The 14,018-nt window shown below is 72.7% G+C and carries 15 protein-coding genes; 6 read left to right on the forward strand and 9 right to left on the reverse strand.

Features of this window, described 5'->3' with window-relative positions:
* The 5 genes from ACLBYE_RS17610 to ACLBYE_RS17630 all read left to right on the forward strand — a co-directional run.
* Positions 1-1,040 (forward strand): ABC transporter permease (locus ACLBYE_RS17610; RefSeq protein ID WP_447695169.1); only part of this gene is annotated, 1,040 nt, incomplete at its 5' end.
* A gap of 10 nt (positions 1,041-1,050) precedes the next feature.
* On the forward strand, positions 1,051-1,860 hold the full coding sequence (locus tag ACLBYE_RS17615; RefSeq protein ID WP_056532693.1) for an ABC transporter ATP-binding protein: 810 nt from the start codon (positions 1,051-1,053) through the stop codon (positions 1,858-1,860).
* 134 nt (positions 1,861-1,994) lie between these two features.
* Complete coding sequence (locus tag ACLBYE_RS17620; protein WP_020092338.1) at positions 1,995-3,077, forward strand: MlaD family protein; 1,083 nt, start codon at positions 1,995-1,997, stop codon at positions 3,075-3,077.
* A gap of 121 nt (positions 3,078-3,198) precedes the next feature.
* Positions 3,199-3,777 carry an ABC-type transport auxiliary lipoprotein family protein gene (locus tag ACLBYE_RS17625; RefSeq protein WP_447695170.1) on the forward strand — a complete coding sequence of 193 codons (579 nt, stop codon included), beginning with the start codon at positions 3,199-3,201 and terminating at the stop codon, positions 3,775-3,777.
* Positions 3,778-4,023: 246 nt separating this feature from the next.
* Entirely contained in the window at positions 4,024-5,043 is a 1,020-nt protein-coding gene (locus ACLBYE_RS17630; protein WP_447695171.1) for a helix-turn-helix domain-containing protein, read from the forward strand.
* On the opposite strand, the gene ACLBYE_RS17635 is transcribed toward ACLBYE_RS17630, so the two are convergent.
* The 3 genes from ACLBYE_RS17635 to thiE all read right to left on the reverse strand — a co-directional run bounded on the left by ACLBYE_RS17635 (position 5,018) and on the right by thiE (position 7,361).
* A complete protein-coding gene (locus ACLBYE_RS17635) occupies positions 5,018-5,644 on the reverse strand; it encodes a helix-turn-helix domain-containing protein (protein ID WP_020092335.1) in 627 nt (208 codons plus the stop codon). The two genes, ACLBYE_RS17630 and ACLBYE_RS17635, sit on opposite strands and share 26 nt — an antisense overlap.
* Before the next feature lie 170 nt (positions 5,645-5,814).
* Complete coding sequence (gene thiD, locus ACLBYE_RS17640; RefSeq protein WP_447695172.1) at positions 5,815-6,630, reverse strand: bifunctional hydroxymethylpyrimidine kinase/phosphomethylpyrimidine kinase; 816 nt, start codon at positions 6,628-6,630, stop codon at positions 5,815-5,817.
* A complete protein-coding gene (gene thiE / locus ACLBYE_RS17645; protein WP_447695173.1) occupies positions 6,627-7,361 on the reverse strand; it encodes a thiamine phosphate synthase in 735 nt (244 codons plus the stop codon). The genes thiD and thiE overlap by 4 nt, the downstream gene beginning before the upstream one ends.
* 217 nt (positions 7,362-7,578) lie before the next feature.
* Here thiE and ACLBYE_RS17650 point away from each other — a divergent pair, with 217 nt between their 5' ends.
* Positions 7,579-8,574 carry an NUDIX hydrolase gene (locus ACLBYE_RS17650; RefSeq protein WP_020092332.1) on the forward strand — a complete coding sequence of 332 codons (996 nt, stop codon included), beginning with the start codon at positions 7,579-7,581 and terminating at the stop codon, positions 8,572-8,574.
* A gap of 9 nt (positions 8,575-8,583) precedes the next feature.
* Here the strand turns inward: ACLBYE_RS17650 and ACLBYE_RS17655 are convergent, their stop codons facing one another.
* From ACLBYE_RS17655 to ACLBYE_RS17680, 6 genes are all read right to left on the reverse strand, one after another.
* The gene (locus ACLBYE_RS17655) at positions 8,584-10,140 is read right to left on the reverse strand and encodes a serine hydrolase (RefSeq protein WP_447695174.1); all 1,557 of its coding nucleotides are present in this window, start codon (positions 10,138-10,140) and stop codon (positions 8,584-8,586) included.
* A 147-nt stretch (positions 10,141-10,287) separates the two neighbouring features.
* The gene (locus ACLBYE_RS17660; protein WP_447695175.1) at positions 10,288-10,569 is read right to left on the reverse strand and encodes a DUF333 domain-containing protein; all 282 of its coding nucleotides are present in this window, start codon (positions 10,567-10,569) and stop codon (positions 10,288-10,290) included.
* 13 nt (positions 10,570-10,582) lie between these two features.
* Complete coding sequence (gene panB, locus ACLBYE_RS17665) at positions 10,583-11,401, reverse strand: 3-methyl-2-oxobutanoate hydroxymethyltransferase (protein ID WP_447695176.1); 819 nt, start codon at positions 11,399-11,401, stop codon at positions 10,583-10,585.
* Positions 11,402-11,518: 117 nt separating this feature from the next.
* Positions 11,519-12,115 (reverse strand): rhodanese-like domain-containing protein, encoded by a 597-nt coding sequence (locus tag ACLBYE_RS17670; protein WP_056532682.1) that lies wholly within the window; start codon positions 12,113-12,115, stop codon positions 11,519-11,521.
* A gap of 2 nt (positions 12,116-12,117) precedes the next feature.
* Positions 12,118-12,957, reverse strand: coding sequence for a quinoprotein dehydrogenase-associated SoxYZ-like carrier (locus ACLBYE_RS17675; protein ID WP_447695177.1), 840 nt, complete (start codon positions 12,955-12,957; stop codon positions 12,118-12,120).
* Between the two features lie 42 nt (positions 12,958-12,999).
* A complete protein-coding gene (locus ACLBYE_RS17680; protein WP_447695178.1) occupies positions 13,000-13,962 on the reverse strand; it encodes a quinoprotein relay system zinc metallohydrolase 2 in 963 nt (320 codons plus the stop codon).
* Between the last annotated feature and the right edge of the window lie 56 nt (positions 13,963-14,018).

Here is a 14,018-nt window from a genome sequence, read left to right on the forward strand (position 1 = left end):
CCGGCGAGCCCGCGGCCGCGCGCACCGCGGCGGCCGGCCGCGCCGGGCCGGTGGCGGTCGACCTGTCGGGGATCGAGCGCCTCGACACGCTCGGCGCCTGGGTCCTGGAGCGGACCCGCGCCGAGATCGAGCAGGCGGGCAGCGCCCTCACCTATCTCGGCGCCCGCCCGGAGCACCGCACCCTGCTGGGCGAGGTCCGGCTGCGCGAGCCGGACGCGCCGCCGCCGCGGCGGCACGGCCCGGTCGTCGGCCTGCTCGACGCCACCGGGCGCCGGACCGTGCAGGGCGGCCGCGAGTTCGTCACCGCCCTCGCGTTCCTGGGCGAGCTGATCGCCGCCTGCGGGCGCGTCGCCCTGCGGCCCGGCACGTTCCGCGGCAACGCCCTGATCAACCAGATCCAGCAGGTGGCGCTCAACGGCACGCCGATCATCGTGCTGATCTCGTTCCTCGTGGGCGGCATCGTCGCCCAGCAGGGCATCTTCCAGCTCCAGCGCTTCGGCGCCCAGACCTTCGTGGTCAACCTGATCGGCCTCCTGATCCTGCGCGAGATGGGCGTGCTGCTCACCTCGATCATGGTCGCCGGCCGCTCCGGCTCGGCGATCACCGCCGAGATCGGCTCCATGCGCATGCGCGAGGAGGTCGACGCGCTCCGGGTCATGGGCCTCGACCCCGTCGAGATCCTGATCGTGCCCCGGGTGCTCGCGCTGATGATCGGCCTGCCGATGCTGACGCTGATCGGCGACCTCGCGGCGCTCGCCGGCGGCGGCCTCACCGCGATGCTCTACGGCGGCCTGACCCTCGACCAGTTCCTGGTCCGGCTCCAGGCGGCGGTGGGCGTCCACCACGTCATGGTCGGCCTGATCAAGGCGCCGTTCATGGCGCTGACGATCGGGGTGATCGCCACGATCGAGGGCTTCGCGGTCGAGGGCTCCGCGGAATCGCTCGGCCGTCACGTCACCGCGTCGGTGGTGAAGTCCATCTTCATGGTCATCGTCCTCGACGGCCTGTTCGCGGTGTTCTTCGCCGCGATCGATTTCTGAGGCCGCCGCGATGAATGCCCCGATGACCGCCTCGCCGAATGGCCCCGCCCCGATCATCCGCGTGCGCGACCTCGTGGTCGGCTTCCGCGACCGCAACATCCTGAAGGGCCTGAGCCTCGACATCCGCGCCGGCGAGATCCTGGGCTTCGTCGGGCCCTCGGGCCAGGGCAAGTCGGTGCTCACCCGGACGATCCTCGGCCTCAACCCGAAGCGGGCCGGGACCATCGAGGTGTTCGGCCGCGACGTCGACGAACTCACCTACGCGGAGCGGCGCCGGATGGAGCAGCGCTGGGGCGTGCTGTTCCAGCAGGGCGCCCTGTTCTCGGCGCTCACCGTCAAGCAGAACATCCAGGTGCCGATGCGCGAGCACCTGAACCTGTCCGAGCGCCTGCTCGACGAGTTCGCCCGGCTCAAGATCGAGATGGTCGGCCTCAAGCCCGACGCCGCCGACAAGCTGCCGTCGGAGCTGTCGGGCGGCATGATCAAGCGCGCGGCTCTGGCCCGCTCCCTGGCGCTCGATCCCGAGATCCTGTTCCTCGACGAGCCGACCTCGGGCCTCGACCCGATCGGCGCGGGCGAGTTCGACGACCTCGTCTCGACCCTCAAGGAGACGCTGGGGCTGACCGTGTTCATGGTCACCCACGACCTCGACAGCCTCTACACCGCCTGCGACCGCATCGCGGCGCTCGGCGACGGCCAGATCATCGCGGCCGGCACGATCGACGAGATGCTGGCGAGCGACCATCCCTGGCTGCGCTCCTACTTCCACGGCAAGCGCGCCCGGACCATCGCGACGGGGGGCGCCTCGGCCCATGCCTGATCCCATGCCTGATCCCGTGCCTGACCCGGTGCCCGATCGCCGCCGTCCCACCCAGATCCCGCCCTGCTCCCCTCCGGGAGCCGGGGCTCCAGGCCCGGCCGGATCTCCGCCGGCCAGAACCGCAGGTTGAGCGCATGGAAACCCGCGCGAACTACGCCCTGATCGGGGCCTTCACGATCGCCGTCATCCTGGCGGGCTTCGGCACCGTGCTGTGGCTCTCCGGCGGCTCCTCCCGGCAGGTCAGCCAGCTCGTCCGCATCGTCTTCTCCGGCTCGGTCGGGGGCTTGTCGCGCGGCTCGAGCGTGAACTTCAACGGCATCAAGGTCGGCGAGGTCACCGACATCCGCCTCGCCCCGCAGGATCCCCGCCGGGTGCTCGCCACGATCAAGGTCGATCCCGCGACCCCGCTCCGGGCCGACACCCGCGCCCGCCTCGACTCGGCGATGCTCACCGGCGTCTCGGTGATCTCCCTGTCGGGCGGGAACGCCGACGCGCCGGTGCTGACCCCGATGGCCAACGGCGAGCCGCCGACGATCTTCGCCGATTCCTCCGACATGCAGGACATGATGGCGCTGGCGCGCCAGGTGGCGCAGCGGGCCGACGACATGCTGGCCCGCCTCGACCGGCTAGTCTCCGCCAACGAGGGGGCGATCAACCGGTCGCTGACCAACGTCGAGACCTTCTCGAAGACGCTGGCCGATGCCGGCCCGAACATCTCGGCGCTGGTCAAGGCCGTGGACGGGGCCAAGCTCGGCCGGGTGATCGACAACGCCGACCGGTTCTCGGCCGCCCTGTCCAAGGCCAGCCCCGACATCGAGGCCGGCCTGCACGACGCCCGGCTGCTCGCCGGCAAGCTCAGCGCCTCGGCCGACAAGATCGACGCGGTGCTGAACGGCGCCCAGAGCTTCCTGGGCTCGGCCTCCGGCCAGGAGGGCTCCAGCACCTTCACGGAGATCCGCGCGGCGGCGATCTCGGTGCGCGACGCCGGCAAGGCGTTCCGGACCATGTCGGAGAACCTCGACAAGCGCACCGCCAGCATCTCGGCCAATTTCGGCCGGCTGAGCGGCACCGGCCGCCGGGAGGTCGAGGCCCTGTCGGGCGACGGGCAGCGGACCCTGAGCACCCTCAACCGCACCGTGCGCAGCCTGGAGCGCGACCCGAGCCAGGTGATCTTCGGCGGCAAGCCCTCGTTGCCTGAATACAACGGTGGCCGGTGAAATGCCGCGTCGCCGGGCGGATGTGTCCCGGCGCACGGCACGGATGCCGCAGCGGATTAGTTTTAACCGCATAGCTTATACAGCTCCGCCGTTCGCCGGCGGGGTCCTTCAGGTCATGCGTATGGTCCGCTCGTCCCACATCGCCGCCGCCGCGCTGCTCGCCGCCCTCCTGGGCGGCTGCGGCGGCGCGGCGCCCCTCACCTTCGACCTCGCGGCGCTGCCGGCCGCGGGGCGGCCGATCGCGGCCGGCCGCTCGATCGCGGTCTCCGAGCCGGTGAGCATCCAGCCCTTCGAGGCCGACCGGATCATCGTCCGCGAGAACGGCGGCGCCCTGTCGTTCCTGGGCGGCGGCCAGTGGGCCGACCGGCTGCCGCGCCTGATCCAGACGCGTCTCATCCAGAGCCTGGAGAATTCCGGGCGGCTCCGCTCGGTGAGCCGGCCCGGCGACAAGGTCGTGGCCGACTACCAGCTGATCAGCGAGATCCGCGCCTTCGACGTGCAGTCCGGGACCGGCGAGGCCGTGGTCGACCTGTCGCTGAAGCTCGTGGCCGACGGCACCGGCAGGGTCGCGGCGGCGCGGATCTTCACGGCCCGCGTCCCGGTGTCCAAGATCGATGCCGGCAGCGGCGCCCGCGCCCTCGATCAGGCGCTGACCATCGTGCTGGCCGACGTGGTGCGCTGGGTGAACAGCGGGCGCTGAGGCCCCGCGGCCGGCCCGCGCCGACGCCCCCGCCCGGGCGCTCGCGACGGAACGTCCTCCGAATGCCGGCCGTGCGGATCCGCTCCACGGCCCGACGGGCGCCACGGGCGATGGGACGGGCCCGACGGTCCATCGTGGGCGCGCGGGATTTCCTGCCGATCAATCCGTGTCCCGCGGCGCCGCGGCGGCGTGCGTGGACGGGGCGCGGTTGCGGTTCGCAGCAATCGCGGTCATACGGCTGCCGCGATGCAGACTCTGTTCTCAACCGAAGGTGTATTGGAGAAGGACAAGTTTCGCCTTTGGCGAGACGTCTGCGAAGATCGCCTGGTTCCGATGGCGCAGGACCGTCTCAACGACGAGCCCTTTCACGCGACGATCGAGGGAGCCAGTATCGGCGGCCTGGTTTTTACGAAATTCGCTCTGCGCAACCTGCGGGCGGCCACGACGCCGCGCACGCTTCGCCATGAGAACCACAAGACCGACCACCTGTTCATGAGCATCGTGCTCTCGGGGCAGGTCTGCGCGGATCAGTACGATCGGTCGAGCACGGATCGGGTCGGCGACTTCTCGATCCGGGATACGAATACACCCTGGACGATCGAGCACGGCGGCTACAGCGAGGTGCTGGCCATCGGGATCCCGCGGGAGCGGCTGGAGGGGGCTCTGGGCTCCGCACGCCTGTTCGCCGGCGTGACTGTCGGCGGTGATCTGCCGACCGCGACCCTGACCCGGTCGTTCCTGGGCAACCTGCTCAGCCTGGGCGACCGGCTGACGCCCCAGGTGGCCGAGAGCATGGTCTCCACGGGGCTCGACCTCATCGTCGCCAGCCTCGCGGAGCGGCTCGCGCGGGAGGCGCAGCAGCCCGTCCAGGACAGCGTCGTGGTGCAGCGCGCCCGGGCCTATCTCGAGGCCCATCTCCACGATCCGACCCTGGACCCGCCCCGGCTCGCGGCCGCGGCCGGCGTGTCCCTGCGCCGGCTGCAGGCGCTGTTCCGCGCGCAGGACCGGCACATCGCCGACTGGATCTGGCACCGCAGGCTCGAGGCGGCCGCCAAGCGCTTGGCCGATCCGGGCTGCCTCCACATGCCGCTGGGGACCCTGGCGTATGGCTGCGGCTTCCTCAGCCAGTCCCACTTCTCCCGCCGCTTCAAGGAGCGCTACGGCCTGAGCCCCCGCGACTACCGCGTGCGCGCCCTCGCGCCGGGCGCCGAGGGTGGACCGGAGGGCCGACCGGGCCGCCTCACTCCATCACGGCGGCCTTCATGATCACCACCATGGTGGCCCGGGCCGGGCCGTCCGTGCAGCGCACGAGGTGGGGCCGGTCGCAGCGGTAGCGCAGGGTCTCGCCGGCCCGAGCCCGCTGTACGACGCCGCCGATCTCGACCTCGAATGCGCCCTCGGTGACCGAGAGCGATTCCACCGAGCCGCGCTGGTGCGGGTCCGAGTCGAGGACGCCGCCCGGATCGGCCGTGACCTCGTACCATTGCAGCCACTCGATCGTCTTGAGCCAGCCGATGATCGCCAGCCGCACCTTCCCGTCCTCGGAGACGAGGATCGGCGTGTCGGCCCGGGAGGTCTTCTCGATGAACGGCTCCTCGTCGCCGGCCGCCAGCACCCGCTCGATCGACACGTCGAGGGCCTGGGACAGGCGCCAGATCGTCGCCAGCGTCGGGTTGGTCTCGTTGCGCTCGATCTGGCTGATGATCGACTTGGCCACGCCGGACTGCTCGGCGAGTTCCGAGAGCGACAGGTTGTAGGCCTTGCGCAGCCGCTGGATGGTCTTGCCGAGCTGGCCGGAGAGCACCTGCGCGCCGGTCAGCAGGTCGCGCCCGCGCGCCCGGTCGGGCCGTTCCGCCTGATCCTGCATCGTCCCCGATCCGCCTGCACCGTTCCGTTATCCGAACGATCGTGCGCTTCTTCAAACGCAATCGACGCTCGGTTGCAAGGCGGCGGGCGGCGTGCGCGGCGGCGTGCGCACCGGAAAGCGGCGGCCGGGATCGGCCCGTGATCGGCCCGGGGCCGGCCCAGGACCGGCCTCTAAGTCCAGACGGCGTGGAAGTGGTGGACGGGCCCGTGCCCCGTCCCGACCGCGAGGCTGTCCGCCGCCGCGAGGGCGGCCGTGAGGTAGGCCTTGGCCTCCGCCACCGCCTCCGGCAGGGCCAGGCCCTGGGCGAGGCCCGCCGCCACCGCCGCCGAGAGGGTGCAGCCGGTGCCGTGGGTGTTGCGCGTCGCGATCCGCGGCGCCGACAGGGTCCGCAGGGTGCCGTCCGCCGTGACGAGGTGGTCGATGCTCTCGCGCCCCGCGCCGTGGCCGCCCTTGATCAGCACCGCCCGGGCGCCGAGGGCGACCAGCCGCCGCGCCTGGGCCACGATCGCCGCCGCGTCCGCGGCGACGGGCTCGCCGAGGAGCACCGCCGCCTCCGGCAGGTTGGGGGTGATCAGGTCGGCCCGCGGCAGCAGCCGCTCGCGGAGCGTCGCCACGGCGTCGTCGGTGATCAGCCGGTCGCCGCTGGTGGCGACCATCACCGGGTCGACGACGACCGGGATCGCCCCGGCGTGCCGGGCGAGGCCCTCGGCGACCGCCGCGATCACCGCGGTCTGCGACAGCATGCCGATCTTCACCGCCCTCACGGCGAGGTCGGAGAACACGCTGTCGATCTGCCGGGAGACGAAATCCGCCGGCACGTCGTGGATGCCCTGGACGCCCGCCGTGTTCTGCGCGGTCAGCGCCGTGATCACGCTGGCGCCGTAGACGCCGAGCGCCGAGAAGGTCTTGAGGTCCGCCTGGATGCCGGCGCCGCCGCCGGAATCCGAGCCCGCGATCGTGACCGCGATGGGCGCCGGGCCGCTCATCGGGCGCCGGCCCGCTCCGCCAGGGCGCCGTCGATCCGCGCGCGCAGGTCGCGCGCCCGCTGGCGCACCGACTCCGCGCCGAACAGCGCGGTGATCACCGCGACCCCGTCCGCCCCCGCGGCGACCACCGCGGCGGCGTTGTCGAGCCCGATCCCCGCGATGGCGCCGAGCGGCAGGCCGGCCCCGCGGGCGAGGCGGGCGCGGAAGGCGATGCTGGCGAAGCCGTCGAGGCCCACCGGCGGGTCGGGATTGTCCTTGCTGGTGGTGGCGAACACGCCGCCGATGCAGGCGTAGTCGACGGGCAGCCGGTACAATTCGTCGGCCTGGGCGGGCTTCTTCAGGGTGAGGCCGATGATCGCGCCCTCCCCCAGGAGCCGGCGGGCGTCGGCCGGGTGGAGGTCGCCCTGGCCGAGATGCACCCCGTCGGCTCCGGCCGCGAGGGCGAGGTCCACGCGGTCGTTGACGAGGACCGGGACGCGGCCGCCCACCGCCGCCAGGATCGCCCGGATTCGCGCCAGGGCGGCGCGGGCATCGGCGATGTTCTTCTCGCGGTACTGGAGCAGGGTGCAGCCCCCCGCCACCGCCTCGGCGCCGAGCTCCGCCAGCCGCGCCCCGTCGGTGCCGCAGACGCCGACATCGAGGAGGCCGTAGAGCCGCAGGTCGACGGCCCGGCTGCCGGTCGGGGTCGAGGCCGCGGGGGATGTCGCGGGGGAAGTCGCGCTCGCTGGCATCGCTGTCGTCGCTCGGTCCGCCTCGGCCGGTCCCGTGCCGGCCCTCCCGGACCCCTGTTTGGGCAGGGCTCGCGGCGTTGGCAAGCGGCGGGTGGACAGCGGTGCGTCGACGGGGCCCCCCGCTCCGTCATACGGCGGCGTTGACGCGCGGCGATCCTGTCCCCCTATAGGTGGGATCCGCTACGGCGCATCCCGGGGGACGGACGGTCGAGGAACGATGACGGGTGCCGCGGCGCAGACGGACGCGCGCGGGGGGCAGGCCCCGCCGGAGCGCTCCTCCGTAGGCCTCGTCGCGGTGATCGTCGCCGCGACCAAGGGGGAGCCGCGCGCCCTGACGATCCGGGTTCCCGACCAGGCGCCCGGCCGCGGCGACGGCCTGCCGGCCGGCCCCCTCGTCCCCGAGCACGCCACGCTGGAGCGGGGCCTGCGCGCCTGGGTGGAGCGGCAGACGCACCAGCGCCTCGGCTACGTGGAGCAGCTCTACACCTTCGGCGACCGCGACCGCTCCGGCACGGCGACCCTGTCGGGGGTGCACTCCCTCTCGGTCGCCTATCTGGCGCTCGTCCGCGAGGAGCGGCCGGCGGGGCTCGCCGAGGCCGCGTGGCAGAACTGGTACCGCTACCTGCCCTACGAGGATTTCCGGCAGGGGCGCCCGCGCCAGCTCGACGCCATCGAGGCGCGGCTCGCCGAATGGGCGTCCGAGCCCGCGGACTGCGCCACCCGGACGCGCCGCCTCGACCGCCTCGGCCTGACCTTCGGCATGAACGGCGGCACGTGGAACGAGGAGCGCGTCCTGGAGCGCTACGAGCTGCTGTTCGAGGCCGGGCTGATCCCGGAGGCGCGGGGCAATCCCGGCCCGGCCCTGCCGAACGACCCGACCGGCGTCCCCATGGCGTTCGACCACCGGCGGGTGCTCGCCACCGCGATCGGCCGGCTCCGGGGCAAGATCAAGTACCGCCCGGTGGTGTTCGAGCTGATGCCGCCGGAATTCACCCTGCTGCAGCTGCAGAAGACCGTGGAGGCCCTGTCGGGGACGCAACTGCACAAGCAGAACTTCCGGCGCCTCGTGGCCCAGCAGGGGCTGGTGGAGGAGACCGAGAGCGTGACCAGCGGCGCCGCCGGCCGGCCGGCGCGGCTGGTGCGCTTCCGCCGGGAGGTGCTGCTGGAGCGCCCGGCCCCGGGCCTGCGGCTGCCGTCGCGGCGGGCGGGGTGACGGCGGCGGTCAGTCTCGCCGCGCGAGGGTGCCGAGCCCGCTCGCGTCGAGCGCGTCCACCGTCACGGAGGCGGCCCGGCCGTCGCTGCCGATGGCGAAGCGGACGGCGGAGGGGCGGTCGGGCGCCTCGGCGTCCGGGAAGCTGAGAAAGAGGTCGCGGTCGAAGTGCCGGAGAGGGTAGCGGCGCGCGCCCGCGGGGCCGACCGTCAGCGTCAGGGCGCCGTCCGCCTCCGCCACCACGGCCTCGCCGACATAGGCGTTGGTGTAGCGCCCGGCATAGGCCGAGAGCGCCAGGGGCGCGGCGGGCGGCGCCGGCGGCGTGCCGTAGGCCGCCTTGTCGGCGGCGATGCCGGGCGCGAACAGGTTCTCGTAGGCCGCGCCCCAGGCCGTCACCCAGTCCCGGCCGACGCGGCCGTCGAAGACGAGGTCGGCGAAGCTGTCGGCCAGCCCCTCCGGCACGCCGGACGGGAAGGCGTTGGTCAGGACGAGGATCCCGAGACCGGCCTCCGGATGGATCGACACGAGCGTCTGCGCGCCGACGCTGAAGGCGCCCGCGTGGCCCCAGACGAGGCCGTGGCGGCCGTACTCGACGTTCCAGCCGAGGCCGTAGAAGGACGCGGCGCCGGTCACGGGGTTGAGGCCGCGGGCCATGAGCGGGACGTGCGTCTGCGCCAGGGCCGGGGCCGCGACGCGCTGCGCGCCCTCGAAGCGGCCCTTGCCGATCACGAGCCGCAGCCATCGGGAGAGGTCGCGGACATCGCTGCTGACGCCGCCGGCCGGCGCCTGCGCGTCGGGATCCCGCTCGATCTTGGCGGTCCAGACGCCGCCGGCCCGGACGTGGAGCGCCGCGCGGTCGGGCCGGCTGAGGAAATCCGCGTGGGTCGTGCCGGTGGCGGCCATCCCGAGCGGCCGGAACAGCCGGTCCCGGGCCACCGCCTCCCAGGGCTGGCCGGTCGGCTTCGCGGCGGCGACCGCGCCCTCGGTGAAGCCGAAATTGCTGTAGGCGTAGCCGGCGCGGAAGCTGGAGGCGGGCGGCGCGAGGCGCAGCCGGTGCAGGATCGCGTCGCGGCCGAAGCCGATCGCCTCCAGATCGTCGCCGGCGGTCCCCGGCAGGCCGCTGCGATGGTTGAGGAAGTCGCGCACCGTGACCTGCGCGGTCGGGTAGGGCTCGTGCAACTGGAAGGCGGGATCGAGATCCGCGACGCGCGAATCCCAGTCGACCACCCCGTCGCCGACCAGGGCGGCGACGATCGTCGCGGTGACGGGCTTGGACAGCGAGGCGATCTGGAAGACCGTGTCGGGGCCGACCGGCTCGGGCTTCCCGGCCTGCCTGAGGCCGTATCCCTTCAGGAGGAGCGTCTCGTCGCCGAGGACGACCGCGACCGCGAGGCCCGGCACCGCGCCCGCGTCGACGGCCCGCCGCGCCAGCGCCTCCAGCGCCGGCAGCTGCGCCTCGACCTGCGCCCGCGTCAGCGTCCCGGCGGATCCCGCTCCGGGCCCGGCCGCGACCAGGCCGAGGGCGAGGCACGCGCCGACGAGGCGCCGGCGCGATCGGGCCCGCTGCATGAGTCGTCGATCCCGCCTGAGAGAGCTCGGACCTCGAGAGTGGCATCGTCGGGCCGGCGAAATCAATCGCGCCGCCCCGGGCCGCGCCGCGAATGCGCGGGCCGGCCCGACGGACACGGACGAAGACTGTTCGGGAACCGGGTCGGGCTAGCGGAACGGGTCGGCGTCGGGTGCCGGCTTCACGCCGTGGAGCATCCGGTACAGCGTCCATTCCTCGACGATCTTCCGCCCCGGAAGGGCGCAGAGCCCGATCGTGCCGCCATCGGGCAGCTTCGCGAGGATCGTCTGCCCGCCCATCGTTGCGCAGAAGGCTGAGGCCGGATTCTCCAGCGCGCGGGCCGGCCCCGATCCGGCAAGGCCGGCGCAGACCGCGAGCGCCCGGACAGGCCACGCGGCGGGCGCGCTCCACGGTCCGATCATGCGCGTCATGGGCCGCCCTGCCCTACCCGTAGGTGTGGTCGTCGGCCGGGAAGCGCCCGGCCCGGACCTCGTCCGCGTAGGCCTTCACGGCGTCCTCGATGTGGGACCGCAGGCTCCCGAACTGGCGCACGAATTTCGGCGTGCGCTCGGACAGGCCGAGCATGTCCTCCAGCACTAGGATCTGGCCGTCGCAGACCGCCGAGGCGCCGATGCCGATCGTGGCGGCGGTGACCTGGGGGGAGGTCGCGATGGCCCGCGCCACCGGCTCGACGATGCCCTCGAGCACGATCGCGAAGGCGCCGGCCTCCGAGATGGCGCGGGCATCCTCCAGGAGCCGGCGCTCGTCGTCGGGGGCCCGGCCCTGGACCTTGAAGCCGCCCATCGTGTTCACCGCCTGCGGGGTGAGGCCGATATGGCCCATCACCGGCACGCCGCGCTGGACGAGGAACGCCACCGTCTCGGCGAAATGGGCGCCGCCCTCCATCTTGATCGCGCCGGCGCCGGTCTCCTTGAGAACCCGGGAGGCGCTGAGGAAGGCCTGCTCCCGGCTCGCCTCGTAGGAGCCGAACGGCATGTCGACCACGACCAGCGCCTTCTGCGTGCCGCGGATCACCGCCTGGGCCTGGAGGATCATCATCTCCAGGGTCACGGGGATCGTCGATTCCATCCCGTGCATCACCATGCCGAGGGAATCGCCCACGAGGATGAAGTCGCAATAGGGATCGACGATGCCGGCCGTGTGGGCGTGGTAGGCGGTGAGCGCGATGATCTTGCGCCCCTCGGCCTTGCGCTTGCCGATATCGACCGCCCGGAGCCGTCGGGACTGCACGACCTGCGACATGGTTCAGACCTCATTCCGGCCACCCGGGACGCGGCGCGGGCTCCTCTCCCGCCCGGGAGAGCGACCGGCTTCGCGAGCCTCGTTCCGGGCGTCTCTTACAATGCCCGGCGATGCGGGTCAGCGCCCCGCCTGCGGCTCGGCGCCCGCCTTCCAGTCCGGATCGACCGTCAGGTTCGCGGTCTCGTGCATCTCCTGCCAGCCCTCGACGCCCTCGGGGAACCAGCGCACGCCGGTATAGCCCTTCAGCACCAGCCGCTTGGCGGCGTTCCAGCTGCCCCAGCACTCGACGTGGCAGAACACCACGACGGGCTTCGCCTTGTCGCCCCCGGTCAGCGCCGCGACGCGGGCGTAGAAGAGCGCCTCGCGCGCCGGCGCCAGGGGCTCGGCGCCGGCCTCCGGCATCCAGACGGCGCCGGGGATCGACGGGTGCACCGGCAGCCAGAGGCGGCCCTCCGGGAAATTCGACGGCTTGCGGTCCGGCGCCGCCACGTCGAGCAGCACCGGCTTGTCGGGGCCGGCGATCAGGGCGGCGACGGCGTCGGCGTCGACGACCGCGGCGCCCTTGAGGGTCGGCGGCGTGTAGCCCTTCGGGGGGCCGGCGTAGAGCCCCTCCGGCTCGGGCACGTTCACCGGCGAATCGGCCGGCGCCGCGGCGAGGCAGAGGAGCGCGGCGCAGGCCGCCGCGGCCCGGCCGGTCAGGAGGAGGCGCCGCATGGTCAGTTCGTCGGGCTCGGCGCGGTGAAGCTGTGCTGCCACTGGCCGCCCTGGTTGTCGGAGGCCGCCACCTGGATCGGCTTGCCGTCCGGCTTGAACGCGAAGTTGATCACCGGGTTCGAGGCGATCGAGATGTCGCCCGTCATGGTGAAGACCTTCCGGTCGCCCGCCGAGACGGTGAGCTTGTCGATGTAGCGCGCCGGCGTGTAGTCGCGGGTCACCTGGTTCATCTGCATGCCGGAGAAGTTCGGGTGGCGGATCATCAGCGTCGCCTCCACGGGCTTGCCGGCCGCCGTCTCGGCGAACTTCATACGCATGTCGCCCATGCCCTTCATGGCCTCCTCGTCGCTCATCCCCATCGGGGCCGAGCAGCCGCCGGAGGCCTTCACGAACTGCTTGGCCTCGTAGAGCTTGCCGTCCGTCGTCTCCACCACGGCGTGCATGTCGGTGTAGTTGTTGACCCGCACGCGCAGCTTCAGCTCGGCCGGGTCGGCAGCCGGCCCGAACTCGAACTTGGCCGCGTAGGGCGCCGGGTTGTCGTCGATGATCAGCGAGACCGCCTTGATCTGCCCGTCCTTGGGCATGGTCAGGGTGATCGGCACCAGGGCGGCGTCGAGCGCCCGGGCCGGCGCCTCGATCTTCACGAGGCTGTCGGTCGGGGCGATCTGGCGGTCGCCGAAGATCGACTTGGCGATCTCCTGCCAGCGGGCCGCCCGCTCCTGATCGGTGTCGGAGGCGCCGGCCGCCCGCGCCGCGCCGGCGAGCGGCCCCGACAGCGCCGTCGTCGCCAGGACGAGGCCGAGGGCGAAGGTGGAGAATGTCTGTCCGATCCTGTGCGTCATGGCGTGCCTCCCGATTGGCTTGGATATGGGGATCCTAAAAACCTATTCCCACTCGAGTTCTTGGTAGGCCACGGTGACGTTGCGGCCGTTGTAGGTGTCGAACAGGGCCCACTTGTCGCGCTGGTCCGCCGCGACGCTGGTCACGGCCTTCTCGATGGGCACGTCCTTGGCGATCGCCGCCCGGGTGCCGTCGCGCAGGGCGGTCAGGTAGCCGGAGAGGTCGGCGAGCGCCGGGGCGAGGTCGACCGCGACGGGGCCGTGGCCCGGGACGGCCCGGGCGGGACCCATGGCCTTCAGCCGCTCGATCTCGGCGAGCCAGCCCTTGAGGCTGCCGTCGAGGGAGGGGATCCGGTTCACGAACAGCAGGTCGGCGGGGAACAGCAGGCCGCTGCCGGAATCGATCATCGACAGGTCCGAGGTGGTGTGCGCCGGACCGTGCGCCCTGAAGGTCAGGCGCCGGTCGCCGAGGTCGATCTCGGCCGTGTCGGCGACGGTCATGGTCGGGTAGACCACCGGCCCGGTCCGGTCCTCGCCGAGCAGATCGATCAGCCGCTTGCGGTAGAACTCGCCCCGGGCCGCCAGGGCCTCGGTGAGCTTGGCGTGGCCGATGAAGACCGGCTTGTCCTGGACGAAGGCCCCTGCCCCGAAGACGTGGTCCGGGTGGACGTGGGTCAGCACCACGTGGGTGATCGGCTTGTCCGTGCGCTTGGCGATCTCGGCGCGCAGCCACTGGCCGTCGGCGAGGCTGCCGCCGGACTCGGTCACCACCACGCCGGTCCTGCCGACGAGGAAGCCGATATTGGCGATGGCGTCGGCGTTGTCGGGAGTGGCGTCGGCGATCAGGCCCTTGCGCACGTACAGGCCCGGCCCGACCTCCTCCATCGTGAAGCTCTCGGCGGCGCGGCCCAGCGTCGGCAGGCAGCACAGGCAGAGACCCGCGAAGAGGGCGTGCCGCCGCGTTGGCCCGGCGACCTGCGTCCGCGGATGGACGGCGGGTGCCGTCATGCCGAAACCTCCCGATCTTGCCCGTTCTTGATTGTCTACCATTAAGTAGGTAGATT

This window comes from Methylobacterium sp. A52T (assembly GCF_053346095.1).